Annotated in this window: 24 protein-coding genes and 2 pseudogenes; 19 read left to right on the top strand and 7 right to left on the bottom strand. The window is 43.4% G+C overall.

What is annotated here, in order from left to right; translation table 11 throughout:
- Window positions 1-202: 202 nt before the first annotated feature.
- A complete protein-coding gene (locus MiSe_RS03900; RefSeq protein ID WP_226575030.1) occupies window positions 203-439 on the bottom strand; it encodes a hypothetical protein in 237 nt (78 codons plus the stop codon).
- 49 nt (window positions 440-488) lie between these two features.
- On the opposite strand from MiSe_RS03900, the gene MiSe_RS03895 reads away from it, so the two are divergent.
- From MiSe_RS03895 to MiSe_RS03835, 13 genes and pseudogenes are all read left to right on the top strand, one after another.
- Window positions 489-2,753 carry an anthranilate synthase gene (locus MiSe_RS03895; RefSeq protein ID WP_226575029.1) on the top strand — a complete coding sequence of 755 codons (2,265 nt, stop codon included), beginning with the start codon at window positions 489-491 and terminating at the stop codon, window positions 2,751-2,753.
- The gene (gene trpC / locus MiSe_RS03890) at window positions 2,716-3,552 is read left to right on the top strand and encodes an indole-3-glycerol phosphate synthase TrpC (RefSeq protein ID WP_264196320.1); all 837 of its coding nucleotides are present in this window, start codon (window positions 2,716-2,718) and stop codon (window positions 3,550-3,552) included. Before MiSe_RS03895 ends, trpC begins: the two co-directional genes overlap by 38 nt.
- The gene (locus MiSe_RS03885; protein WP_226575027.1) at window positions 3,549-4,499 is read left to right on the top strand and encodes a zinc-dependent alcohol dehydrogenase family protein; all 951 of its coding nucleotides are present in this window, start codon (window positions 3,549-3,551) and stop codon (window positions 4,497-4,499) included. The genes trpC and MiSe_RS03885 overlap by 4 nt, the downstream gene beginning before the upstream one ends.
- 36 nt (window positions 4,500-4,535) lie before the next feature.
- Window positions 4,536-5,363 carry a tryptophan synthase subunit alpha gene (gene trpA / locus MiSe_RS03880; protein WP_226575025.1) on the top strand — a complete coding sequence of 276 codons (828 nt, stop codon included), beginning with the start codon at window positions 4,536-4,538 and terminating at the stop codon, window positions 5,361-5,363.
- Window positions 5,364-5,620: 257 nt separating this feature from the next.
- Window positions 5,621-6,865 (top strand): tryptophan synthase subunit beta, encoded by a 1,245-nt coding sequence (gene trpB / locus MiSe_RS03875; RefSeq protein WP_226575024.1) that lies wholly within the window; start codon window positions 5,621-5,623, stop codon window positions 6,863-6,865.
- A gap of 67 nt (window positions 6,866-6,932) precedes the next feature.
- Window positions 6,933-8,045 (top strand): anthranilate phosphoribosyltransferase, encoded by a 1,113-nt coding sequence (trpD, locus tag MiSe_RS03870; protein WP_226575022.1) that lies wholly within the window; start codon window positions 6,933-6,935, stop codon window positions 8,043-8,045.
- 97 nt (window positions 8,046-8,142) lie between these two features.
- Window positions 8,143-9,204, top strand: coding sequence for a 3-deoxy-7-phosphoheptulonate synthase (aroF, locus tag MiSe_RS03865; RefSeq protein ID WP_226575020.1), 1,062 nt, complete (start codon window positions 8,143-8,145; stop codon window positions 9,202-9,204).
- Window positions 9,205-9,448: 244 nt separating this feature from the next.
- Window positions 9,449-10,087: a sugar transferase gene (locus MiSe_RS03860; protein WP_226575019.1), complete on the top strand. Its 639-nt coding sequence runs from the start codon at window positions 9,449-9,451 to the stop codon at window positions 10,085-10,087.
- A gap of 9 nt (window positions 10,088-10,096) precedes the next feature.
- Window positions 10,097-10,990 (top strand): annotated as a pseudogene (locus tag MiSe_RS03855) (glycosyltransferase family 2 protein).
- Complete coding sequence (locus MiSe_RS03850) at window positions 10,971-12,404, top strand: alkaline phosphatase family protein (protein ID WP_226575013.1); 1,434 nt, start codon at window positions 10,971-10,973, stop codon at window positions 12,402-12,404. Before MiSe_RS03855 ends, MiSe_RS03850 begins: the two are co-directional and overlap by 20 nt.
- Before the next feature lie 10 nt (window positions 12,405-12,414).
- Window positions 12,415-12,843, top strand: a complete 429-nt coding sequence (locus tag MiSe_RS03845) for a chemotaxis protein CheW (RefSeq protein WP_264196319.1) — start codon at window positions 12,415-12,417, stop codon at window positions 12,841-12,843.
- Window positions 12,844-13,016: 173 nt separating this feature from the next.
- Window positions 13,017-13,733: an FkbM family methyltransferase gene (locus tag MiSe_RS03840; RefSeq protein ID WP_226575009.1), complete on the top strand. Its 717-nt coding sequence runs from the start codon at window positions 13,017-13,019 to the stop codon at window positions 13,731-13,733.
- A 273-nt stretch (window positions 13,734-14,006) separates the two neighbouring features.
- Entirely contained in the window at window positions 14,007-15,317 is a 1,311-nt protein-coding gene (locus MiSe_RS03835; RefSeq protein WP_226575007.1) for a glycosyltransferase family 4 protein, read from the top strand.
- Between the two features lie 127 nt (window positions 15,318-15,444).
- Here the strand turns inward: MiSe_RS03835 and MiSe_RS03830 are convergent, their stop codons facing one another.
- The 3 genes from MiSe_RS03830 to MiSe_RS03820 all read right to left on the bottom strand — a co-directional run bounded on the left by MiSe_RS03830 (window position 15,445) and on the right by MiSe_RS03820 (window position 17,232).
- A complete protein-coding gene (locus MiSe_RS03830; protein ID WP_226575006.1) occupies window positions 15,445-16,368 on the bottom strand; it encodes a class I SAM-dependent methyltransferase in 924 nt (307 codons plus the stop codon).
- Window positions 16,369-16,705: 337 nt separating this feature from the next.
- Window positions 16,706-17,038: a DUF5615 family PIN-like protein gene (locus MiSe_RS03825; RefSeq protein ID WP_226575004.1), complete on the bottom strand. Its 333-nt coding sequence runs from the start codon at window positions 17,036-17,038 to the stop codon at window positions 16,706-16,708.
- Window positions 17,035-17,232, bottom strand: coding sequence for a DUF433 domain-containing protein (locus MiSe_RS03820; RefSeq protein ID WP_307731169.1), 198 nt, complete (start codon window positions 17,230-17,232; stop codon window positions 17,035-17,037). Before MiSe_RS03820 ends, MiSe_RS03825 begins: the two co-directional genes overlap by 4 nt.
- A 127-nt stretch (window positions 17,233-17,359) precedes the next feature.
- Here MiSe_RS03820 and MiSe_RS03815 point away from each other — a divergent pair, with 127 nt between their 5' ends.
- On the top strand, window positions 17,360-17,785 hold the full coding sequence (locus tag MiSe_RS03815) for a glycosyltransferase (protein WP_226575001.1): 426 nt from the start codon (window positions 17,360-17,362) through the stop codon (window positions 17,783-17,785).
- A 127-nt stretch (window positions 17,786-17,912) separates the two neighbouring features.
- On the opposite strand, the gene MiSe_RS03810 is transcribed toward MiSe_RS03815, so the two are convergent.
- Both MiSe_RS03810 and MiSe_RS03805 read right to left on the bottom strand, forming a co-directional pair.
- On the bottom strand, window positions 17,913-18,836 hold the full coding sequence (locus tag MiSe_RS03810; protein WP_226574999.1) for a class I SAM-dependent methyltransferase: 924 nt from the start codon (window positions 18,834-18,836) through the stop codon (window positions 17,913-17,915).
- Window positions 18,837-19,171: 335 nt separating this feature from the next.
- Window positions 19,172-21,583: a protein kinase domain-containing protein gene (locus tag MiSe_RS03805; RefSeq protein WP_307731168.1), complete on the bottom strand. Its 2,412-nt coding sequence runs from the start codon at window positions 21,581-21,583 to the stop codon at window positions 19,172-19,174.
- 147 nt (window positions 21,584-21,730) lie between these two features.
- Between MiSe_RS03805 and MiSe_RS03800 the strand changes: the two genes are divergently transcribed.
- A complete protein-coding gene (locus tag MiSe_RS03800) occupies window positions 21,731-22,936 on the top strand; it encodes an RNA-guided endonuclease InsQ/TnpB family protein (RefSeq protein ID WP_226574998.1) in 1,206 nt (401 codons plus the stop codon).
- A gap of 15 nt (window positions 22,937-22,951) precedes the next feature.
- Here the strand turns inward: MiSe_RS03800 and MiSe_RS03795 are convergent, their stop codons facing one another.
- Window positions 22,952-23,221: a hypothetical protein gene (locus MiSe_RS03795; protein WP_226574996.1), complete on the bottom strand. Its 270-nt coding sequence runs from the start codon at window positions 23,219-23,221 to the stop codon at window positions 22,952-22,954.
- Between MiSe_RS03795 and MiSe_RS03790 the strand changes: the two genes are divergently transcribed.
- From MiSe_RS03790 to MiSe_RS53630, 4 genes and pseudogenes are all read left to right on the top strand, one after another.
- Complete coding sequence (locus tag MiSe_RS03790) at window positions 23,220-23,801, top strand: thioredoxin family protein (RefSeq protein WP_226574994.1); 582 nt, start codon at window positions 23,220-23,222, stop codon at window positions 23,799-23,801. The genes MiSe_RS03795 and MiSe_RS03790 overlap by 2 nt on opposite strands.
- A 128-nt stretch (window positions 23,802-23,929) precedes the next feature.
- Window positions 23,930-24,712, top strand: a complete 783-nt coding sequence (locus tag MiSe_RS03785; protein WP_226574992.1) for an SH3 domain-containing protein — start codon at window positions 23,930-23,932, stop codon at window positions 24,710-24,712.
- An 82-nt stretch (window positions 24,713-24,794) separates the two neighbouring features.
- The gene (locus MiSe_RS03780; RefSeq protein ID WP_226574990.1) at window positions 24,795-25,046 is read left to right on the top strand and encodes a hypothetical protein; all 252 of its coding nucleotides are present in this window, start codon (window positions 24,795-24,797) and stop codon (window positions 25,044-25,046) included.
- Between the two features lie 12 nt (window positions 25,047-25,058).
- Window positions 25,059-25,461: pseudogene (locus MiSe_RS53630) on the top strand (type II toxin-antitoxin system VapC family toxin).
- Window positions 25,462-25,575 lie beyond the last annotated feature (114 nt).

The raw sequence follows: 25,575 nt of genomic DNA, 5'->3' as shown, positions 1-25,575 counted from the left end.
ACTAAATCACCACCCAGTAAGATTAATCTGAATGTCTTAACTGGACTTCTATCTAAGGGCTGATGATTTTTTTTGTAAAGCCGGTCACTCTGGTTATAAAAGCATTAAGCTTTTGGGGAAATATGAAATTTTATGTTAAATATAAAACTCGATAAATGCGTAGCAAAAATAAAAATAACTAGGTGGGTATGAATAAACTTAGCTACGTAGCTCCCCGACTTCTCTTGTGAAGTCGGGGAGCTAGCAGCATCGCGATTTTATGTTTAACTACATTTTCAAAAGAATTGACAAGCAGATCAAAAGATAATTCATTGCTATTGAGCTTCTGGCTTTTGTAAACTTCTATGAAAGGTGCAGCGTTTCTCAAGCTAACGTCACCGAACCTTTCCGCTTGATATTCTTCATCGGCTGGGTAATAAAAGCTTAGTGCCGCTGGCATCTCGCTTAGGTCAGATTTTTAAAGGCAAGCAGTTAGGAAGAATATTCCCATGATTTTTGAGTCACATTCCTACATAACTTCTGGTGGTGTTCGCGTAACGCGATCGATTGTAGAAATTTTGATGGACACTGCGATTGAAGATATTTTGTCATGCTTGAATTGGCAGCGCGGCGGGTTGCTAAAAAGTAGCTATGAATACCCAGGACGATATAAAAGATGGGCAATGGGGTTTGTTAACCCACCGCTAGAACTTTCGACGAAAGAGAATGCTTTTACTATAACGGCACATAACGATCGCGGCAAGGTAATGTTGCCTTATTTAGCCGAACGTTTAGAGGATCAACCGCAACTGCAAGATGTTACTGTGACGCCAAATGCGATCGCTGGATCTATCAAACCCACAGAGCGATCGTTTACAGAAGAAGAGCGCAGCAAGCAACCTTCTGTTTTTACGGTGATTCGGGATCTTCTACATTCGTTTTACAGCATCGAGGACGAACACTTAGGCTTATACGGTGCTTTTGGATACGACTTGGTATTTCAGTTTGAGTCAATACCTAAACAACGCGAACGCGCCGCCGATTGGCGAGATTTAGTATTGTATCTCCCCGATGAATTGGTGATAGTAGACTACTATCAACAGCGAGCTTTTCGCTATCAATATGAATTTGAAACTCATTACGGCAGCACCAGCGGTTTAGATCGTTCCGGCGATTTCATTAATTACAAAGGCGAGAACTTATTCCCCACGCAGAAATCCGACCATACTCCCGGCGAGTATGCCAGCAAAGTTTTAACAGCACTAGAATACTTCAAGCGCGGCGATTTATTTGAAGTTGTTCCGAGTCAAAACTTTTTTGAAGCTTGCGAAGAAGCACCAGCGAAACTATTTCAAACGCTACAGCAAATTAACCACAGTCCCTACGGATTCATCTTTAATTTAGGTGGTGAATTTCTGATTGGCGCATCGCCAGAAATGTTTGTGCGCGTTGAAGGGAGGCGCGTAGAAACTTGCCCGATCAGCGGCACAATTGCGCGCGGACAAGATGCGATTGACGATGCGGATCGGATTCGTGAATTGCTCAATTCGCGCAAAGATGAATGCGAATTAACCATGTGTACGGATGTGGATCGCAACGATAAATCGCGGATATGCGAACCCGGATCGGTACAAGTAATTGGGCGGCGTCAAATTGAATTGTACAGTCACTTAATTCATACAGTAGACCACGTTGAGGGCGTATTAAGACCTGAGTTTGATGCCTTGGATGCGTTTCTCAGCCATACTTGGGCAGTGACAGTAACGGGGGCACCAAAACGGGCGGCGATGCAGTTTATCGAACAGCACGAAAATAGTCCCCGGCGCTGGTATGGGGGTGCAGTGGGAAGGCTAACATTTAACGGCGATTTGAATACCGGATTAATTTTGCGGACGATACGATTAAAAGATGCGATCGCAGAAGTTAGAGTCGGCGCTACCGTGCTTTACGACTCAATTCCAGAAGCAGAAGAACGGGAAACTTTAACCAAAGCTGCCGCCCTGTTTGAAACCATTCACCGCGCCCAACAAGCAAGCTTCGCCACTTCTCCCATCGTGGTAGATGACAAGATAAAAGCTGCCCCAGGACGCAACAAGCGCGTCTTATTAATTGACTATGAAGACTCGTTTGTTCATACCTTAGCTAACTATATTCGCCAGACAGGTGCGATTGTTACAACGCTGCGACACGGCTTTCCCGAATCCGTTTTTGATGAGGAAAGTCCCGACTTAGTTGTCTTATCTCCCGGTCCCGGCAGACCCAGCGATTTTCGCGTAAAAGAAACAGTCCGCGCCTGCATAAATCGTCAAATTCCTATTTTTGGAGTTTGCTTGGGTTTGCAAGGAACTGTAGAAGCTTTTGGGGGTAAATTAGGCGTTCTGAGTTACCCGCAACACGGTAAATCATCGCGCGTTTTCGTCAAAGATCCAGAGTCCGCAATGTTTGCAGGTTTACCGCCATCTTTTGAAGTTGGCAGATACCATTCATTATATGCCCTGCCCGAACATCTACCCGAAGAATTAAAAGTAACGGCAATTTCCCACGATGATGTAATTATGGCCATCGAGCATAAAAGCCTGCCAATTGTTGCCGTTCAATTTCACCCCGAATCAATCATGACCTTAGCAGGAGAAGTGGGGTTGGCGATTATTAACAACGTCATCCACACCTACGCCAAATCTGCCAATTTCCTGCCAGAAGATCGAAGCACTGCATATACAAACCCAAACGGTGACTATGCTATATTCTCGCCCAAAACCGCACCACATTCTTGAAGAAATTGTGCTGCACAAACAAGAAGAAATCGCGCAAATGCAAAGCTTAATGCCGGCTTCAGAACTGCAATTTCAGATAGACGATCCGCCTTTACCGCGCAATTTCTTAACAGCTTTGCAGCAAAGTCCAAGCAAACCTAGCTTAATAGCAGAAGTCAAAAAAGCGTCGCCTAGTAAAGGGGTGATTCGAGCCGACTTTGACCCCCTTGCGATCTCGCAATCCTACGAGCGAGGTGGTGCTGCTTGTATCTCCGTCCTAACGGATCGAAAGTTCTTCCAAGGCAGTTTTGAAAATCTGCGGGCAATTCGTCAAAAAGTCTCCCTTCCACTGCTGTGCAAAGAATTTATTATTGACCCTTACCAAATTTATTTAGCACGAGCAGCAGGCGCAGATGCGGTGTTACTAATTGCGGGTATTCTCTGCTATGGAGAACTGTTAGAATTTTCCCAAATTATCCGCGAATTGGGCATGACTGCTTTAGTAGAAGTGCATACCTTGGATGAATTCGACCGAGTTTTGACACTGCCCAACTTGCAATTAGTGGGAATTAATAACCGGAACTTGGTCAATTTTACCGTGGATTTAAAAACCACCCAGAGACTGATGCAAGCGAGGCGATCGCAATGCCAAGATTTGGGCATTACAGTTGTCAGCGAATCTGGTTTGCATACACCTGCTGACCTAGCTTTGGTAGCAGAATGGGGCGCCAGGGCTGTTCTAATTGGCGAGTCCTTAGTCAAGCAAACAAACCTAGAACAAGCTGTAACCAATTTATTAAATACCCAGGTATTTGCATGAAAGCGATGGTCATCACAGCCTTCGGAGGCCCAGAAGTTTTTGCAGAAAGCGAGGTCGATAAACCAATACCCGCTAAAAACGAAATTTTAGTCAAGGTTTATGGCACCTCAATTAACCCCGCCGACTGTGGGGTGCGTCAAGGAATATTTGGGCCAAGAGTCAAGTTGCCTGCTATTCTCGGCTATGACGTTTCCGGAGTTGTTGAGGCCATCGGTGAAAGCGTAAAAGACTTTAAAATAGGGGATGAAGTTTACTATGCCATACCCCTTTTAGAAGGCAACGGTGGCAACGCTGAATATCACGCAGCCGACGAATCAATTGTTGCTAAAAAACCGGCAAACTTATCCCATCAAGACGCAGCTAGCGTACCTGTAGCAGGCGGTACGGCTTGGGCTGCACTCATCGACAGAGCAAATATTAAAGTTGGTCAAACCGTGCTAATTCACGGCGGTGCAGGTGGGGTTGGTTCCTGCGCAATTCAAATAGCAAAAGCAGCAGGAGCTTATGTTTATACAACCTGCGGCGGCTATGACATCGACCTAGTAAAATCCATCGGTGCAGACAGAGCAATTGACTACCGCAACGAAAACTTTGCTGACATCATTCTCAATCAAACAAATGGTGAAGGCGTTGACGTTTGTTTGACTACCGTTGGCGGTGAAATTTTAGCCCGCAGCTTGATGGTAGTTAAACAGAACGGTCAAGCTGTCACCGTCACCGGGGTAGCAGGAAATTTGAACTTAGCCATTGGGAAAAACATCACGGTTCATTTTGTCCATTTAGACCGCACCCGCCCTAAACTTGATGCCCTGAGAATGCTGATTGAACGGGGTCAAATTAAGCCAGTTATTGGCATGAGTTTTCCACTGAATCAAATTGCTGAAGCTCATAAAAAATTCGAGCAGGGCGGCGAAGGCGTGCGGGGCAAGATTGTTTTATACACTTAACCAATTACCCATTACCAATTACCCATTACCATCCAGATGAATACTATCTCTAAGTGCTTTGAATCTTTACGCACTAAACGTCAGTGTGCCTTAATTCCTTTCATCACCGCAGGCGATCCTGACTTGGAAACAACCGCAGAAGCTTTACGGATTTTAGATGCGAATGGTGCCGATTTAATTGAATTGGGCGTGCCCTATTCAGATCCGCTCGCAGATGGCCCGGTAATTCAAGCAGCAGCGACAAAAGCTTTACAACGGGGAACTAGATTAGAACAGGTTTTAGAAGTCGTTCAAACTGTTAGCCCAACTTTGAAAGCACCGCTAATTTTATTTACTTATTACAACCAGATTTTGAATCAAGGCATCAAGCAATTTTTAGCCATAATTGCAATTGCCGGAATTAAGGGTTTAGTAGTACCTGACTTACCCGTAGAAGAAGCAGGAGAACTGTTAAAAAACGCTGCTGATTTGGGAATTGAAGTCATATTACTCGTAGCACCTACCAGCTCAAAACAACGCATTCAAGCGATCGCGCGCTTATCTTCTGGATTTATTTACCTAGTCAGCGTCACCGGAGTAACCGGAATGCGATCGCAACTTCAAACAAGAGTAAAAGACATCCTGCAAGAAATGCGACAAACCACCAACAAACCCATCGGTGTCGGTTTTGGCATTTCTCAACCCGAACAAGCGCGTCAAGTGAGAGACTGGGGTGCAGATGCAGTCATTGTCGGCAGTGCTTTTGTCAAACATTTATCACAAAATACCCCCGAACAAGGACTGCAAAAAATCGGGCAACTTTGTCGCGAATTAAAACATGCGATCGCACCTCAACAACTACTCTCACCCCTACTCACACCTTAAAACTTAATTGCACGGAGGCAGCAGCCCACTAGATCCTCGTTCCCAGGCTCAGCCTGGGAACGAGTGAATAGAGGCTCTGCCTCTGGGAAAGTTTTCAGTCCTCTTAAGAGGACTTGAGCTATTAGCCAGGGAATTTATTCCCTGGCGGGCTAAAACAGCAGGTGCAAAATCTGAGTCTAGAAACCACACCTCTTTCTTCTCTTCCTCTGCGTCCTCTGCGTCTCTGTGGTTCATTAAAAAAAAGGAGACTTCCACCCGTGTTCAATCAAAAAGAATTATTCACTCTAGCCTCATCCAGCATCCCAGTCCGACCAGACAACTTAGGACGATTTGGCAAGTTCGGAGGCAAATACGTTCCCGAAACATTAATGCCTGCATTAAGCGAACTAGAAACCGCCTTTTACCAATATCGCAACGACCCAATATTCCAATATGAATTGCAAAACTTAATGCGAGATTATGTAGGAAGACCCAGCCCTTTATACTTCGCCGAGCGCTTAACTGCACGCTATGCCAAACCCGATGGCAGCGGGCCGCAAATTTACCTCAAACGCGAAGACTTAAACCATACAGGCGCGCATAAAATAAACAACGCTTTAGCCCAAGTACTATTAGCAAAACGCATGGGTAAACAGCGAATTATTGCCGAAACCGGAGCCGGACAACACGGCGTAGCGACGGCTACAGTATGCGCTCGATTTGGTTTAGAATGCGTAATTTACATGGGCGTCCACGACATGGAAAGACAAGCGCTCAATGTATTTCGGATGAAATTAATGGGAGCAGAAGTTCGTCCCGTAGAAGCAGGAACCGGAACCTTAAAAGATGCCACTTCCGAAGCAATTCGGGACTGGGTAACGAATGTAGAAACCACTCACTATATTCTAGGTTCGGTTGCGGGGCCTCATCCTTATCCGATGATGGTACGGGATTTTCACGCCGTAATTGGACAAGAAACTCGCACGCAATGTCAGGAAAAATGGGGCGGTTTACCTAATATTTTGCTCGCTTGTGTGGGTGGTGGTTCTAATGCAATCGGACTGTTTCACGAGTTTGTTGATGAACCATCGGTGCGCTTAATTGGAATTGAAGCAGCGGGCGAAGGAATTGACTCGGAAAAGCACGCAGCAACCCTAACGCGGGGACGAATTGGCGTGTTGCACGGTGCGATGAGTTACTTATTGCAAGATGACGATGGTCAGGTAATCGAAGCGCATTCAATTAGTGCGGGATTGGATTATCCTGGTGTTGGCCCCGAGCATAGTTATTTAAAAGAAACCGAACGGGCAGAATATTACAGCGTGACAGATAGGCAAGCTTTAGAGGCATTTCAACTGCTTTCAAGGTTAGAAGGGATAATTCCGGCACTCGAAACTGCTCATGCGATCGCATACCTAGAAACCCTTTCTCCCCAACTCACCAACAGTCCCCGAATTGTCATTAATTGTTCCGGGCGCGGTGACAAAGACGTGCAAACCGTTGCCAAATTTTTGAGTTATTAGTCATTGCTAATGGCTAATTGCTAATTGCTAATTGTTGTTTGATTTTACCCATTACTAATTTTCCAGGATGATAGCTGTTACTCAAGCTGTTAACGGTTTAAAGTTAGCAGAATATTCCGCAAATTGGCCCGTTCTATTGCAACAACTGCTCGATAAGCGATCGCTTTCAGTCGCTCAATCTGCCGAGTTGATGCAAGGTTGGCTAAACGAAGCAATTCCCCCCGTTTTATCGGGCGCAATCTTAGCAGCAATTCAAGCCAAAGGAGTGTCCGCAGACGAATTAGTCGGCATGGTTCAAGTATTGCGATCGCAATCTTTAATTCCATCACCAATTCCCAATCCAAAATCAAAAATCTGCCTTCCCAGGCAGGAGCCAGGGAACGAGCCAAAGTTGATTGACACTTGCGGAACTGGCGGCGATGGCGCTTCAACTTTCAATATTTCCACAGCAGTTGCGTTTGTAGCCGCAGCAGCAGGAGTAAAAGTTGCGAAACACGGCAATCGTTCGGCATCTGGTAAAGCTGGATCGGCGGATGTTTTAGAAGCAGTGGGAATTAATCTTAATGCCAACCCGGAAAAAATTCAAGCAGCCGTTGATGAAGTTGGCATTACATTTCTATTTGCACCCGGTTGGCATCCAGCGTTTAAAGTGGTAGCATCTTTGCGAAAAACTCTCAAAATTCGCACCATTTTTAACCTTTTAGGCCCCCTGCTCAATCCCATGCAACCAACTGGGCAGATAATCGGTGTATGCGACCCCAATCTAATGCAACCAATCGCCCAATCTTTATGTCAATTGGGTACAAGAAAAGGGATTGTATTGCACGGACGCGAGAAGTTAGACGAGGCTGGATTAGCCGATTTAACCGATTTGGCTATCGTGGAAGATCGACAGGTGCGCTTGATGGCAATTAATCCCGAAGAACTCGGTTTGAAGGCTGCACCCACAGGGGAATTGCGGGGTGGAGATGTGGGGGAAAATGCCGCAATTCTCAAAGCAGTTTTACAAGGAAAAGGCACGCGATCGCAACAGGATGTAGTGGCTTTAAACGCCGCTTTAGCATTGTACGTCGGCGAAGCGATCGCAGAATTGACTCAAGGCATTTCAATCGCTAAAGACATCCTGCAAAGCGGAGCAGCTTGGAAAAAGTTGGAACAATTAGCCCAATTTCTTCATTAGTTAATTGCTAATTGCTAATAGTTAATTGAACTGCCAATTAGCAATTAGCCATTAGCCATTAGCCATTAGCCATTCACAACACGCGAGGAACGTAACCATGATTGTAGTGATTAAAAGCAGCACGCCGGAACAGGAAATTAATCGGATTCGGCAAGAGTTACAAGAGACTTGGCAAGTTACAACAGAAAAAAGCGTTGGACGGCATAAAATTGTCATTGGTTTGATTGGCGAGACTGCGACTCTCGATCCGCTGCAAATTCAAAATATTAGTCCTTGGATCGAGCAAGTATTAAGAGTAGAACAACCTTTCAAACGAGTTAGTCGCGAATTTCGTCACGGACAACCGAGCGAAGTTGCTGTCTCTACACCATCTGGAACTGTACACTTTGGCGAAGAACATCCATTAGTAGTAATTGCTGGCCCTTGCTCGGTGGAAAATGAAGAAATGATTGTAGAAACAGCGCGGCGAGTTAAAGCAGCAGGCGCAAAATTTCTCCGCGGTGGTGCTTATAAACCTCGCACATCTCCTTATGCGTTTCAAGGATATGGCGAAAGTGCTTTAGGGTTGTTAGCAGCGGCGAGAAAAGCAACCGGATTGGGCATTATTACAGAAGTAATGGACACGGCGGATCTGAGTAAAGTAGCCGAGGTTGCTGATATAATACAAGTCGGCGCTCGCAATATGCAAAACTTCCCTTTACTTAAAAAAGTTGGCGCGCAAGATAAGCCAATTTTTTTGAAGCGGGGAATGTCTGCAACGATTGAAGAATGGTTGATGGCAGCTGAGTATATTTTGGATGCTGGTAACCCAAATGTGATTCTTTGCGAACGCGGAATTCGTAGTTTTGATCAGCGCTATACTCGCAATACTTTAGATTTATCAGTTGTGCCGGTTTTGCGAGGTTTAACTCACTTACCAATTGCAATTGACCCCAGTCACGGCACGGGTAAAGCAGAGTATGTTCCTGCAATGGCATTTGCAGCGATCGCAGCTGGTGCAGATTCTCTCATGATCGAGGTTCATCCCAATCCGGCAAAAGCTTTATCAGATGGTCCTCAATCTTTAACTCCAGAACGATTTGACCGTCTCATGCACGAAATGGCTGTTATTGGTAAAGTCAGAAATCGTTGGCCCAAACCAGAAGCTGTACTTGTCTAATTTTGTCATGGGGCGTAGGGGCACGGCAACAATAATATAGTTAGCCTATCCGAGATATCTTCGATGCCGTGCCCCTACCTTGGGTGACCTATCACCTTTGTTTCTGCGTATATCTGTGGTGACAAAGCGACGATTTTTCATAGAAACTTTGGTGTTTGCGTAAGTCCTGGAGTTATTAGTTATTGGTCATTAGTTATTTGTTTTTTCTCATGACCTATTACCTATTACCTATTACCCATTACCTATGACCACTTTATCTATCAGGGTTGGCTCTACTCATCCTTCAGTTAATTCAGTTTCTAAGCGTCTACTCGATATTGCAGGCAGTACAATCGGATTAGTGATTTTGGCAGTTGTTTTCGTCCCGATAGCAATTGCTATTTATTTAGATAATCCTGGCCCGATCTTGTACGCGCAAAAACGTTGCGTTATTTACGGAAAACCGTTTAAAATTAGCAAATTTCGCACAATGATAGTCAAGGCAGAAAAGTTACAATCCCTAGTACAAAATGAAGCAAATGGCCCAATTTTCAAGAATCGTAATGACCCGCGCGTCACCCGGTTGGGACGTTTTTTACGCCGCACCAGTTTGGATGAACTACCGCAATTTTGGAATGTACTAATGGGAGAAATGAGTTTAGTAGGAACTCGCCCACCCACCTTAGATGAAGTCGAACATTATAGCAAGCATCATTGGCGACGCTTAGATGTTAAACCGGGAATCACTGGAGAATGGCAAGTTAGAGGTCGTTCTACGGTGAAAGATTTTGAAAAAGTAGTCGAGTTAGACTTGCGCTATCAGCGTCGGTGGAGTTTTTGGTACGACTTGGCAATTATTTGTCAAACTATATACGTGGTGATTCGAGAAGTTGGTGCTTGTTAAACGATTATCATGATCTCAATTTACATTTTGACCCACAACGAAGAACTAGATATTGCCTATACAATTGAATCGGCAATGCTATCTGATGATGTCATTGTAGTGGATTCATACAGTAGCGATCGCACTGTCGAAATCGCCCGTCGCTACCCCGTGCGCATTGTACAGCACAAGTTTGAAAGTCACGGACAGCAACGCACTTGGATGTTACAAAATGTCCCCACTAAATACGAATGGGTTTACATTTTAGAAGCCGACGAACGGATGACACAAAAGCTATTTGCTGAATGTCTCGAAGCTATCAAAACATCTAAATACGTTGGTTATTACGTTGCCGAACAAGTCTTATTTATGGGGACTTGGATTCGTCACAGCACCCAATATCCCCGTTACCAAATGCGCCTATTTTGTAAAGACAAAGTTTGGTTTACCGATTATGGTCACGCCGAACGAGAAGTTTGTTTAGGGCCAACCGGATTTCTCAAAGAAACTTATCCCCATTATACCTGTAGCAAAGGGTTTAGTCGCTGGATTGAAAAGCACAACCGCTACTCAACCGATGAAGCAATTGAAACCAAGATCCAGTTATAATCGGGAACAATTAATTGGCGAGATTTGTTTTTTGGTCGTTCGGAATTAGAAAGACGCCGCGCTCTCAAAAATCTGTCCCTGCGCGTTCCTTTTAGACCGTTAGTTCGCTTCTTTTATATGTATTTTGGGCTGAAAGGTTTTTTGGATGGTTCGGCTGGTTTTACTTGGTGTACCTTGCAGGCGTTTTACGAATATCTCATCGTACTCAAGGTAAAAGAACTGAAACACAAATCGCGAATAAATTTAGCTCATACTATCTCCGACGGTAAAACTCAAATTAATCTGGTTGTAAATTATGAAAAATACCGCCATTAAATCCGACTGGCATAAAACAGTTGTTCTCAATGTTGTAGGACTAACACCCAGCCTTTTAGGGGAACATATGCCATTTTTATCCCGTTGGGCGTCTCAAGGTAAAGTTAGTTCAATTAAGCCGGTTTTACCTGCCGTAACTTGTTCTGTACAAGCAACTTACTTGACGGGAGAATCGCCCGATCGACATGGAATTGTCGGCAATGGTTGGTATTTCCAAGACGAATGTGAAGTGAAGTTTTGGCGACAGTCTAATCAACTCGTTCAGGCTCCTAAAATTTGGGAAACTGCCAAATTAATCGCTCCAAACTTTACCTGTGCTAACCTTTTTTGGTGGTACAATATGTATTCAACTGCGGATATTTCGGTGACGCCAAAACCGATGTATCCTGCCGACGGTCGCAAAATTCCCGATATTTATACTCAACCCGCCAACTTGCGATCGCAACTACAAAACCGTTTGGGTACTTTTCCTTTATTCGAGTTTTGGGGGCCAAAAACTTCCATCCGTTCTAGTGCCTGGATTGCTCAATCTGCAAAAATTGTCGAAGAACTCCATAACCCAACTTTGACGTTAATTTATATTCCCCATTTAGATTACTGCTTGCAGCGCTTGGGAACCGATCAAAAAGCCAATGCAACCGATTTAAAACAAGTCGATGAAATTTGCCAAGACTTAATTCAATTTTACTGCGCTCGCGGCGCGCAAGTCATAGTCCTTTCTGAATATGGCATCACACCCGTTAGTCGCCCAGTTTCATTAAACCGAGTATTGCGAGAATATGGATATCTCACCGTGCGAGAAGAATTAGGGCGAGAATTACTCGATGCAGGAGCAAGTATTGCTTTCGCCGTCGCCGACCATCAAATTGCTCACATTTACGTCAACGACAAAGACAAAATTTCCCTCGTGCGCCAACTGCTGGAAAACGTACCCGGTGTAGAATTAGTACTCGGTGAAAAAGAAAAAGCAGCGTACCATTTAAATCATCCTCGCGCTGGGGATTTAGTAACAGTTGCAGCCTCAAATGCTTGGTTTACCTATTATTATTGGTTGGAGGAAAAAAAAGCACCCGACTTTGCTCGCACTGTAGATATCCACCGCAAACCAGGTTACGATCCAGCCGAGTTGTTTATCGATCCGGCTATTCGATTTCCTGCATTAAAAGTCGCTAGTTTATTACTTAAAAAACAGTTTGGATTTCGCACCTTGCTAGATATTATTCCCTTAGATGCTTCGTTGGTAAAAGGGTCGCACGGTCGGATTCCCAGTTCTCCAGATGTTAGTCCCCTAGTCATTACTCATCAAACCAATTTGCTGCCAAGTTCCACTTTACAAGCAACTGATATTCGCGATATGATTTTATCCCACCTATGTTCCTACCATGCAGTTCCTCAGCTTCTCCCTAATAGATGAAAATCAATTCATGCTACCTGGGTCAAACTTGGCTGAAGTGCTAAGTTTAGACCCCAGTCACATCGCCCCCATTCCCGATATGCACCCCAGTGTCATGGGGGTTTGTAACTGGCGAGGGCAGGTTTTATGGGTAGTAGATTTAGCTTATCTACTAGGGTTCGGTGCTTTATTTTCCCAAGGTTTGTCTTATCCAAAACATAGCATTATAGTCATTCACAGTCTGGGTAAATTTTTAGGTCTAGCAGTTCATCAAATGGGATCTTCCATCGGTTATGAAGCGTTGGAACTTCAGCCACCACCAACCATTCTAAACCCACAGATGCAGGTGCTAAGTTTGTGTTTAAAAGGCCAAATTGCCAGTCCTCAAGCTAAAAAAATGCTGGTTTTGGATGCAGATGCCATCGTCAATTTTTTAGCACAGCCAGCGCAACATTACTAGAAACCTGGTATGATGTAGAAATCGGGTTTACAGCGGATTGCATTCTTTGTGAGGTACACCTTTGTTTGTTTGTCAAGCGCGCAGCAAAAATGGCAGCCGCTACACAAACAAAGCGATAACGCTTTCCCTCACGCGGCTGCAAGCCGCTGTATATCTATCCCCAGATAGATGCAATGTTCCAACGCAACAGATTAAAACAAACCTTGAAACGCTGGCGTCGCCGCTTGTTTGAATTTTGGGGAAGCGATCGCTACTCCAAACCCGCTAAATCTAATCTGGAAAAACAGTTAGAAAAATATCTCCCCACTCAGGGATTTTTTATTGAAGTCGGCGCTAATGATGGCTTTTCCGAAAGCAATACTTATTACCTAGAACGCTGGAAAAATTGGACGGGAATTTTAATCGAACCCATTCCCGAACTTTATCGAGAATGCGTTCTAGAACGTCCGAATTCCAAGGTGTTTAACTGCGCTTTAGTATCTGCCGATTATCCACAAACTCACGTTAAAATGAGTTACGGACATCTGATGTCTTTAGTTAAAGGTTCTTTTCAATATCCCTATGTAGAAGCAGGGCATTTAACAAAAGCACAAGAGTTTTTTGGCGTTACTCCCTACGAAGTTGAAGTGCCTGCTAGAACGCTGACCTCTATTTTAGATGAATTAAAGGTAACGGAAATCGACTTTTTCTCTTTAGATGTAGAAGGTTACGAACTCAATGTTTTAAAAGGTTTAGACTTGAACAAGTACAAACCAAAATATTTATTGATCGAGTTCTTAAATGACAAATTTAGAGAAGAGATAGAAGCTTATATACAAGATTATTATGCCTTCGTTAAGCAATTAGGCAAGTCCGATTATTTGTCTAATAAAAAATTAGAAATAGCATAAACCCGGTCGCTCAGATTTAGGCTGTTTTCAAATAAACGCGCTGCATATCCCCCACCTTGATTTCAATCCAAACTTTATTTAAATTCAGCCTTTTGAATATCGATACCTGTGATGTTTACCCAAAATGGGTAACTCTTGCTATAATAAGATAAGAATAACTCTATTAGCTGGCAGCAATTATAATTCATCCATGGTTATATCTGGTTCAGCGTGGCTAATCCCATGAATCAAAAATCATCATTAATGTAGTGTTGAATTTTTGTGGTGGTGGATATGTCTCAAAAAAAACTGAAGGTTTTGCTGATTGCAGAACAGTGCAATCCCGATTGGTCATCGATTCCTTTAGTGTGCTTCAATATTTATAAGGAACTTAAGAAAATTGTAGACATAACCCTTGTCACTCACTCACGTAATAGATCGGCTTTAGAACAGCATGGATATTGTCAGGATATTGTTTACATAAACGAAAGCAATTTTACTAAAAACTATTATCGTTTATATACAAGATTAACCGAAAAAATTCCTAGAGAAGCGATCAAGAGACCAGTAGAACTTGGCTGTTTTTATTTAATGTATGAAGAATTTGAACGCCTGGTATATGAAAAGTTTAAAACACCTGTAATAAATGGAGATTATGATATAGTTCATGCCATACCTACAGGTACTTCTACTAGGTATCCGGTTAAAATTGTCAAAGCTTGTAAGAATACTCGTTTTGTTTTAGGACCAGTCAATGGTGGTGTTCCTTTTCCAGATTGGTTTGAGGAAGTCGCTCTCAAAAAATATTTAAACTTAAGTTTTTTAGTGGATTTGTCTAGATTTATTATACCGGGGTATATAAAAACTTACACAAACGCTGATAAAATTTTGGTTGGTTCAACTTTCACCTTAAACAGATTGAAAAAGATTTTTAACATACAGGATAATAGACTAAGTTTATTGACTGAAAATGGAGTAGACAAATATTTTTTGGAAAAATCTCAACAAAATTCCAAAAATTGCGAAAAAATCACTTTAATTTTTGTTGGCAGATTGGTCGCTTTTAAATGTCCAGAGATCGCGATAGAAGCGGTGAACAAATTAAAGCCAGAAATCAAAAGTAAAATTCAATTGATAGTTGTAGGTGATGGCCCAGAAAAAAGTAAATTGCAACAACAAGTAAAAAACTTGTCTCTAGAAGATATCGTAAAAATTGTAGGCTGGGTTAGCAATCAAGAAACAATAAAATACTATGGAGAAGCAGATATTTTTTGCTTTCCTTCTGTGAGAGAATCTGGAGGAGCAGTTGTTTTAGAAGCCATGGCTTGTGGACTTCCTTGTATTATTGCAAATAATGGTGGTATTGCTGAATATGTTACTGAGGAAACGGGTTTTAAAATTGAGCCTTTGTCTAGGGAATATTTGACGCAAGAAGTAACGAATAAAATCGAACTTTTAGTCAATAATGAAGATTTGCGAAAAAGTATGTCAGCAAAAGCTATCGAACGAGCTAGAGAATTTGAATGGGAATGCAAAGCCAGAAATCTCGTCAAAATTTATCAGGAGGTTATTGGTGAAACGGGAAACAGCTCAAGGGATTTGTAGCAGCAAGTGAATTTTTTTCACTATGTGTTTGTTAAGCAATTAGGCAAGTACGATTATCTGTATAAATCAAGAAACCCGGTTTGTTTACAACGAGAAACAAAGGTGATTTGCGTAAGTCCTGTTAAATTTAATCTTTCTTCAAATAAAAGCGCTGCATATCCCGCAGGTTTATTTCGAGCCAAACTTTATTTAAGTTCAGCTTTTTGGATATCGATTCAAGCGATCGCTTCACAATCTGGCTCTTGCTGATCACCCCCAAATTATAGAATAACCTATTTACTGTAAGCGATCGCCCAACATAATCGACTTTTTCCACTGTAAACCCTGCCTTACTTGCCATTGTTTTTAGCGTGTCGGTGGTAAAAAAGTAAATATGTCCCTCGCAACTTAAATTTCTTTCCCTTTTTCCCAACAATTTGAACATCAACGTATCGTAACGCGGCGTTTCTAAAACGAAGGTTCCACCGGGTTTCAAGATGCGATACACTTCTTGCAGCGTCTCCAAAGGATTGGGTACGTGTTCGATTACGTGCATCATTAAAACCGCGTCTGCTGACTCATCGGGTAGTTCAGCTTTTTCTAGAATTGTTGGGATAGCTTTTATACCCAAGTCTATTTCGGCATATTTGCACATGCCTACATTGGGTTCAACTCCCAGCACATCCCACCCATCTTGTTTAAAAAATTTTAATAAATAACCCAAACCGCTGCCCACCTCTACTAAGAGACCTTTTTGAGGATAATGTTTGTTGAGATAAGCTTTGGTTGTTTCGTGATCTCTAACCTGGAGTGCTTCTTTTTCATTCCTATGGTTAAATATATTCCGGACGCTAGAGAGAACAAAGTCTGGATCGTACTGTTCTATTATTAGGTAATCTGGCTCCTGCGCTCTGGGGTTAGCATACATCAAACCGCAGCAGTTACATTTGACTATTTGATTAATTTGAGCAACCCCAGACTCAAACAAAACTGTATAATCATCGCTGCCGCAAAGATTGCACTTAACATATCTGCTCTGCGTCACTTCGGGCTGTGCTAAATTGCTAGTCATATCAAATTTGGTTGTATGGGAAAACGGTCTCAGCTAGGCGCTGTGCTTGAGCTGCTTTTAAATGATGAAATTATATCTGGCTAATTTAAAAATTTCGCAAATTTAAATAAAATTTAATAATAACTCAAGTTGCTAGTTATCTCTCTGGGAGCGGCTAATGGCTAATGGCTAATGGCGAGATTGGTAAAAATCCTATATTAGCAATTAGCAACGCCAAAGTTTATAACTAGCAACTTGCGTTAATATGGGAAAAAGCAAGTTTCTACTTCTGGGAGTCGTCAACACCCTTGATTAATTTTCCAGAGGTTGTATTGGCAGTCGGCGCAACCGATATCGATTATCCTGGACGGTTATAATTACACCAGTTGCCAAATCTTGACTGCATTCTGCTAAAACTTGAAGCAGTCTTGCCGAAACAAAATTCGGTGTTGTATTCTGCTTGTCGAAAAATAATTACACTGGGCAAGGCATCCCCGCTGGCAGCTAATAAGTCTCCAAAGTCCAAATCGAAGGTTAAAACAATTCGCCCCTCAAGTCTTGCTTTCTCTAAAATCAGAGAATCTTCTAGACGTTCCAATCCTTCTTCGATTAGGTGAACTGCCTCGTATCCATTCTGACGCAGTATTTCAACTGTTTGGGGAGAAACACCCATATAAGCTTGAAATTTCATGCTATAATTGAGGCAAAGGGGCGAACTTCGTCATTAGCTAAAAAAGCAGCATACTGCAAACTCGCTTTAATATCTTCTGGTTCTAAATAGGGATAAGCTTTTAAAATTTCCTCCACAGTCATGCCATTTGCAACTAAACTGACCACTAGAGAAACGGTGATTCGCATTCCTCGAATACAAGCTCGTCCTCCCATAATTTAAAGTAATGCGTTCAAACATAATTAAACTTGCCTCTATTCTTAGATTGTACTTTTTTCGCAATGTACGAGAGCGAGCGCTGATTCCCTTTCCCATTTTTATTGCTTCGGCGCAGGTTCAGTGGTGCCCGGTGTAGGCGAGGAAGATGCCGCTGGTACATCTTTAGTTGGTGTTTCGTCAGTTGCTGGTGTTTCGTCAGTTGGTGGTGAGGTAGGTGGTGCAGTTGGAGATGAGGTAGGTGGTGCAGTTGGAGATGAGGTAGGTGGTTCAGTTGGTGGTGAGGTAGTTGGTTCAGTTGGAGACGGGATTGCTGAATATGTTACTGAGGAAACGGGTTTTAAAATTGAGCCTTTGTCTAGGGAATATTTGACGCAAGAAGTAACGAATAAAATCGAACTTTTAGTCAATAATGAAGATTTGCGAAAAAGTATGTCAGCAAAAGCTATCGAACGAGCTAGAGAATTTGAATGGGAATGCAAAGCCAGAAATCTCGTCAAAATTTATCAGGAGGTTATTGGTGAAACGGGAAACAGCGCCAGCGATTTGTAGCAGCAAGTGAATTTTTTTCACTATGTGTTTGTTAAGCAATTAGGCAAGTACGATTATCTGTATAAATCAAGAAACCCGGTTTGTTTACGACGAGAAACAAAGGTGATTTGCGTAAGTCCTGTTAAATTTAGGCTTTCTTCAAATAAAAGCGCTGCATATCCCGCAGGTTTATTTCGAGCCAAACTTTATTTAAGTTCAGCTTTTTGGATATCGATTCAAGCGCTCGCTTCACAATCTGGCTCTTGCCGATCACCCCCAAATTATAGAATAACCTATTTACTGTAAGCGATCGCCCAACATAATCGACTTTTTCCACTGTAAACCCTGCCTTACTTGCCATTGTTTTTAGCGTGTTGGTGGTAAAAAAGTAGATATGTCCCTCGCAGCTTAAACTTCTTTCCCTTTTTCCCAACAATTTGAACATCAACGTATCGTAACGCGGCGTTTCTAAAACGAAGGTTCCACCGGGTTTCAAGATGCGATACACTTCTTGCAGCGTTTCCAAAGGATTGGGTACGTGTTCGATTACGTGCATCATTAAAACCGCGTCTGCTGACTCATCGGGTAGTTCAGCTTTTTCTAGAATTGTTGGGATAGCTTTTATACCCAATTCTCTTTCGGCATATTTGCACATGCCTACATTGGGTTCAACTCCCAGCACATCCCACCCATCTTGTTTAAAAAATTTTAATAAATAACCCAAACCGCTGCCCACCTCAACTAAGAGACCTTTTTGAGGATAATTTTTTCTGAGATAAGCTTTTGTTGTTTCGTAATCTCTAACCTGGAGTGCTTCTTTTTCATTCCTCCAGCTATATTTACCGCGAATGGTAGAGAGAACAAAGTCTGGATCGTACTGTTCTATTAGTACGCAATCTGGCTCCTGCGCTCTGGGGTTAGCATACATCAAACCGCAGCAGTTACATTTGACTATTTGATTAGTTTGGGCAACCCCAGACTCAAACAAAACTGTATAATCATCGCTGCCGCAAAGATTGCACGTAACATATCTGCTCGGCGTCACTTCGGGCTGTGCTAAATTGCTCGTCATATCCAATCCCCAGTTGTTATTGGTTTTATGGGAAAACCGTCTCAGCTAGGCGCTGTGCTTCCGCGGCTTTTAAATGATTAAATTATATCTGGCGATGTCAAACTATAAATCAAATTAAATAAAACTTAACAAATAGGGCAACAAGCAATCTTTTGCTATTTGGCAATAAATAGCCTTTACGTCATCAGCGTCGGGAGGATGTCACCACTAGAGAAACGGTGATTCGGATGCCTCAAATACAAGCTCGTCCTCCCATAATTTAAAGTAATGCGATCAAACATAATTAAACTTTTTTCGCAATGCACGAGAGCGAGCGCTCATTCCCTTTTCAATTTTTATTGCTTCGGCGCAGGTTCAGTGGTGCCAGGTGTAGGCGAGGAAGATGCCGCTGGTACATCTTTAGTTGGTGTTTCGTCAGTTGCTGGTGTTTCGTCAGTTGGTGGTGAGGTAGGTGGTGCAGTTGGAGATGAGGTAGGTGGTGCAGTTGGAGATGAGGTAGGTGGTTCAGTTGGTGGTGAGGTAGGTGGTTCAGTTGGTGGTGAGGTAGGTGATCGGTCAACGCTAGGCGAGGGAATTGGTTTAGGTTTTGGCGGGGAAGGTGGTTCAGGTGTTGCAGGTGGTGCGGGGTTTTCTGCGGTGAGATTGAGTCGATAATTAATTGGTTTAGATGCTTTGGAAACAATTACAAATTCATAAAAACCATTTTGGGACAAATCCCCCGACCAAGAGCGTTTAGTAGAATCTTCGAGGAGCGCTTTTTGATTGCTAGTAGGCGGATAGACGGAAAATAAAGCAGTGCGGTCAGCATCTAAATTTACCCGCATTTGTTGACCGGCTGCAAGACCGGCGATGTAAGCAATGCCTTTTCCAGGTTCAAGGGTACCGCTGACTTGTTTTCCAGTTGCACCTGGGTCGAATTCAATTCGTTTGAGCGCGGTTTGGGATTTGATGGCGTTAACTTTATCGTCAGCGATCGCACTCCAAACTTGACCCATCGGTTTAGCGAGGAAATCTTTCCCTTCCTGTTCTGGAAACCGATAAAAGAATTCCCCATCAACTATATCATTGAGGGCGCGACTGGAAAGCCGCAGCTCGTTGACATCTGCTTTAAAGCGATCGCGGTCTGCTTGTCCGTAAAATCCCAAACGCTGACGCGCCGATGCACTTAACAATCTGAGTTTATCGAGTAATTCAGAAGCGATCGCATCCCATCTTTCCCGCAAAGCTTCGTCCCTGGGTTCGTCGCTGAGGGTGCGTCCGCGTAAATTCGGATTTCTGTGCCAAAATGCTTCATTTACCAACGAAACATAAAAGTTATAATCAATCCCCAGCTGACGACGGCGATCGCGCAACCTTTCTTTGCGTGCTTGTTCTGCTGGGGAAAACTGCTGCGCGGGTGCGGGTTCTGGATCTGGGGTTTTAGGCGGAACTGGTTTTACAGTAGGTTTCGAGGCAGATGGTATATTGCGGACGATGCCATTTACAACCCAACCAATACCGGCAATACCAACAACTGCGATCGCAATCACAAAGATATTAGTTAATAGCAAAGATGACCAACCCCGATCTGAATTATTCGAGGGAGTAGGAGGCGGCGTTTGAATAACGGGGGGATGATTCGGTATCGATTTGTGTCCCGGTGCTACAGGTAGCGTCACCCCCGTTGGTTGTTGTTGAGGCGGCGGCGTGGGGGGTAAAGCAGGTTGGGTGGGAGGTAAAGTAGCGACGGGAGGGATAGTTCCGCCTAATGCTTGCATGACTTCGCGAACCGATTGAAAGCGATCGCCCGGTCGATAACTCAGCATTTTATCCAATACGGCACTTAAATTCGGACTCAGGTTAATTTCCCGCCGCCAATTCCAACTCATCGAATTTTGGTCGATCAACTGCTGGGGTTCTTTCCCCGTCAGCAACACCAACGCCGTTGCAGCTAAAGCATACAAGTCGCTGTGGGGAGAAACCATCCCCATTTGCATTTGCTCGTTTGGCGCATAGCCAACTTTACCCAACCTCGTGGCAAAAGAGGGAACATTGTCGGGTGCAGCTTGAGTAAACTGAGATTCTGCCTCTGCGGCGACTTGCTTCACGCCACCAAAGTCGATCACTATCGGCATCGAGTCGGAATTCCGCAAAATTAAATTATCCGGTGAGATATCCCGGTGAATCACACCCATCGAGTGGATGTAATCCAAAACTGGCAGAATTTGCACCAGTAGCTGTTGTACCTCTGCCTCATTAAACCGCTGTGCTTGCCGTTTCCGCGTCTCTAACAACCCTCGATAAGTTTGCCCCTCTACATAATCTTGTACCAGGAATAAATGCCCTTCATCTTGCAGCTTAAAGCGGAATAATTCGCGAAAACGGGGAATTTGGGAGTGTTGCAGCTTATAGAGGGTACCTGCCTCGCGCTCAAACAATTGTTCGGCTTTTTGCAGCGCGTAGGTACCCCGCACTTGGGGAGCAAATTCCTTTAATACGCAGGGTTCAGAAAATCGGTTAATATCTTCAGCTAGATAGGTGCGTCCAAAACCACCTTGCCCCAGCAGACGCACGATGCGATAGCGATCGCCCAACAGCATCCCCGGATAAATCCCCTTGCCAGCAGGTTGGTGTTGACTCAACTTCTCACCGCACCATTGACAATAGAGATTATCGGGAGCGTTTTCGTGTCCTTTGCTGCAATAAACGCGCGTCATCGGCTTTGGCTCAATCAAACAGAAGGTATTGCCGATCTTAGCTTGAACCAAAAGAAGCCCCACATCTGACAGGAAGTGCAGCGTGGGATGAATTTTGGGGCAATGACGAATTGACCTGCGACAAGAGTTGACCGTCGGTCAACGCGAGAGAGGGGTTGATGAGGATGGTAGCATAAGGTAACAAGGAGGTCGATTAAAATGTTGAAGGCAGTAAAAGTCAGGCTATACCCAACAACTGAACAAAAAATAGCTCTAGCCAGGTCTTTTGGTTGTGCTAGGTGGTACTGGAATTATGCCTTAAATACTTGCATTCAACATTATGAACAAACAGGTAAATCGTTAAAAGTAAGTGTCTACGGTTTACTACCTAAATTAAAGATAGAACATCCTTGGTTAAAGAATGATTGCTATTCACAAGTATTGCAATCAGTTGCTTTAAATCTGGACAAAGCTTACAAGAACTTTTTTGAAGGACGTGCTAAGTTTCCTAGATTTAAGTCTAAACATCACAAGCAATCAATCCATCCACAAAATGTCACAGTTATTATAGGCGAATACTTGAATATTCCCAAGATTGGAGTCATTAAAGCAGTATTTCACCGAGCAATTGAAGGGAACATTAAGACTGTTACTATAAGCAAAACACCTACAGATAAGTACTTTGCATCTATTTTTTTGTGTGAAGTAGAAGATAGTGATAGTCAATCATCAGGGGATAAAGTACTTGGTATAGACTTGGGTTTAAAAGACTTTGCCATTGTTTATGACGGTGAACAAGTTACAAAATACTCAAATCCTCAACACATTAAACGTCATGAAAAAAATATAACCAGAAAACAACAAAAATTTGCTCGGAAACAGAAAGGGAGTAAGGCAAGAGAGAAGTACAAAAAGCTAGTAGCCAAGGTTCACGAGAGAGTATCACATTACCGCCAAGATTTCTTGCATAAAATCTCAAGAAAGTTGGTAGACGACAGCCAAGTCATTGCAGTTGAAAACCTCAACGTTAAAGGATTGATACGCAACCGCAAGCTATCTAAATCAATTTCGGATGTGGGATGGGGAATGTTCGTTAACTTTCTGGACTACAAGTTGAAAAAGAAAGAAGGAAAACTTGTAGAAATAGGTCGATTTTTCCCCAGTTCCAAAAAGTGTTCTTGTTGCGGTCACATCATGGATGAAATGTCCCTAGACATCAGACAGTGGGTTTGTCCATCTTGCGACGCGCTTCATGACAGGGACTCCAATGCAGCCAAGAATATCAGGACTGAAGGCATCCGAATACAAAACTCTCCATTAATGGAGGTCAATGCCGGAGGGAACCCCGGTACTGCTGATGGAGCCTGTGTAAGACCGAATAACCGTAAGGTGAAGGGGCAACGGGCAAAGAAGTCAGAAGCCTAGACTGTACCCTTGGGGTCAGTTTAGGTAGTTCACATTAGCCCAAACTAATCTTATCAGGTTGGCGACCCTTGCCAGTTTTGCAACTGGAGGTGATGGAGATGAGGGAGACGCAAAGATGCACCAGACGCGGAGAGAGGAAGACAAGGAAGTAGAAGTAATTACTTCCCCATCTTCATCATCTTCATCATCTTCCCCATCTTCCCCACCTTGATCATTCCCCGCGTCGCCGCGTCCGGTGCGTCCGGTGCGTCCTGTTCCCCGTCGATTAAAAGGAAAAATCCCCATGGCATTAACTGCTTCTACTATGTTGGAATTGAATACTAAAGCACCCGAATTCCAGCTTCCCGATGTTGTTTCGGGCAAAACGATTTCCTTGGATACCTTTGCCGGTAAAAAAGCATTGCTGGTAATGTTCATCTGCCGCCATTGTCCATTTGTGAAACACATCCAAACGGACCTCGCACGATTGGGGAAAGACTACAAAGAAAAAAACATCGGCATCGTCGCCATTAGCGCCAATAACGTCGATCAATATCCAGAAGATGCACCAGAGAAACTCAAACAAATGGCAGAAGAATTAGGGTTTACCTTTCCCTTCTGCTACGACGAAACCCAAGAAACTGCTAAAGCTTACACCGCCGCTTGTACTCCCGATTTCTTCCTATTTAATGCCTCACGCAAGTTAGTCTATCGCGGGCAATTAGATGACAGTCGTCCCAGCAACGGCATACCCGTGACTGGTAAACACTTGCGCTTGGCAATAGAAACAATTTTAGTCGATAAACCGATTACCCAAGAACAAAAACCCAGCATAGGCTGCAATATTAAATGGAAACCCGGTAACGAACCTAGTTATTCTCGCTAGGGAATTGTAGATTTAAGATTTCAGATTTCAGATTGAAAAATTAATCTGAAGTTTGATTTTTTTTATTCTCCTATTCCCTAGCCCCTAATCCCTAGTCCCTAGCTTTTATGAAACCCGCACAAATTCTGATGGTTATAATGATTGTACTTGGGGCGGTGACTGGCTCAACCCTGGCAACAGTTGCTTATCTCAACCGCAGACAATCTAGAGTCATCAATCCAAATCCATTAGTTTTATTCAAGGGTGGAAGTGGGACGCCAAATTCTAGCTTTGAAAAACCAATAACGCTGCAAAAAAAACAAAATAATAGCGAATTTACCCAGTTTCGCCAGCGTTTTTTAGAGTCGGTAAAACGCCGCGACGCTAATTTTATTCGTGCCATTTCCACTCCCCAAACCCAATGGAGTCGCAGCGGTACAATTGATATAGAAACTTATAAAATTGATGATTCTCAATCTAATTTCTGGCAAGCAATGGAAAAAGCGGTTGGCGCAGGTTGTACCATAGAACGCAACGCCAACGTCGCTGAAAAAGACGCAGATTCCGATGTTTGGGTATGTCCGGATATGGCGCTTAGCCCCATCAGTAACGCCGCAGGACAAGCGCAAGTGGGAATTTTAGGAGAAAACGTCAACGTGCGATCGCAACCCCATACCCGCAGCGATATCGTCGTCGTCCTTTCCAAAGAGCTAGTACAATTTGATACCGAAAATTTTACGAATTTACCCGTAAGGCAGCAAGAGTCAATCAACGACATAGAAGGTTGGACGCCGGTAATTCTCAACGACGGCAAGCGGGGTTGGGTGCAAAACAGGTTTGTATATTATGAAACCAGAGATTATCGGGTGAGTTTTGTGCGATCGCGCGGACAGTGGCGGTTGCGTTATTTCTTGCGGGGTGGGGGTAATTAAACATAGCAGGGTAACGAAGGAGGGATTTTAGAGCGATCGCTAATGTTAAAATCTAATTATGCAGCAGCATGGGGGAATACTTATGCAAACTAAAGGGATTAAGCGGGGTAAAATCATCGAACTTTTAGAGGAACTTAACATCCCTGATGGAACAGAAATTATCATTAAAGTACAAGCGGTTCAGGGAATCAGCGAACAGGAAAAACTGCAAAAGATGAAGGAATTCTTGCAAACTCCTCGTGAAGGGAGAAAGGAGCTTGTCAAAATTTTGAACGAGCTAGATCAAGAGCGTCATGCCCATTGGGACAAACAGATGGATAACCAAAATGTTTAGGGAAAGACGCTCGTGTATTTGTTGGATACCAATATTTGTAGTGCAATCCTTGACCAAAACCCCCTCGTCCTGCCTAAATTTTACTCCAAATACAGCCAGTGTTACTTGACGACAATTGTAATAGCAGAACTCTATAAGGGTGCATACTGTTCTGGGCAAATTAATCAAAATATCAATGAGATAGAGGAGTTTATTAGCTTTATACCCACTGTGGTGGAATTTGATCTCGTCGCAGCTGAAGAATTCGGCTTGCATTCAAGGTGAGTTAAGACGCATAGGTAGACCAACGGGGGACTTAGATGCTGCGATCGCATCTGTTGCTCGTTCTCGTGGAGATATACTGGTTACTCACAACACTCGCGATTTTATCAATATTCCTGGATTGCAATTAGAAGACTGGCTAGATCCGGATTAAACGCGATCGCAAACGATGAAAAGCACATACAAATTGTATGACGCATTTGCGATTCTTGGAGCGATAGCGCAAGCTTCACGCGCGGACAGTGGCAGCTGCGTTATTTCTGGTGCG

Origin of the sequence: Microseira wollei NIES-4236 (assembly GCF_020521235.1) — a bacterium.
GTDB lineage: Bacteria > Cyanobacteriota > Cyanobacteriia > Cyanobacteriales > Aerosakkonemataceae > Microseira > Microseira wollei.
This window is presented reverse-complemented; position numbering and strand designations above follow the sequence as displayed.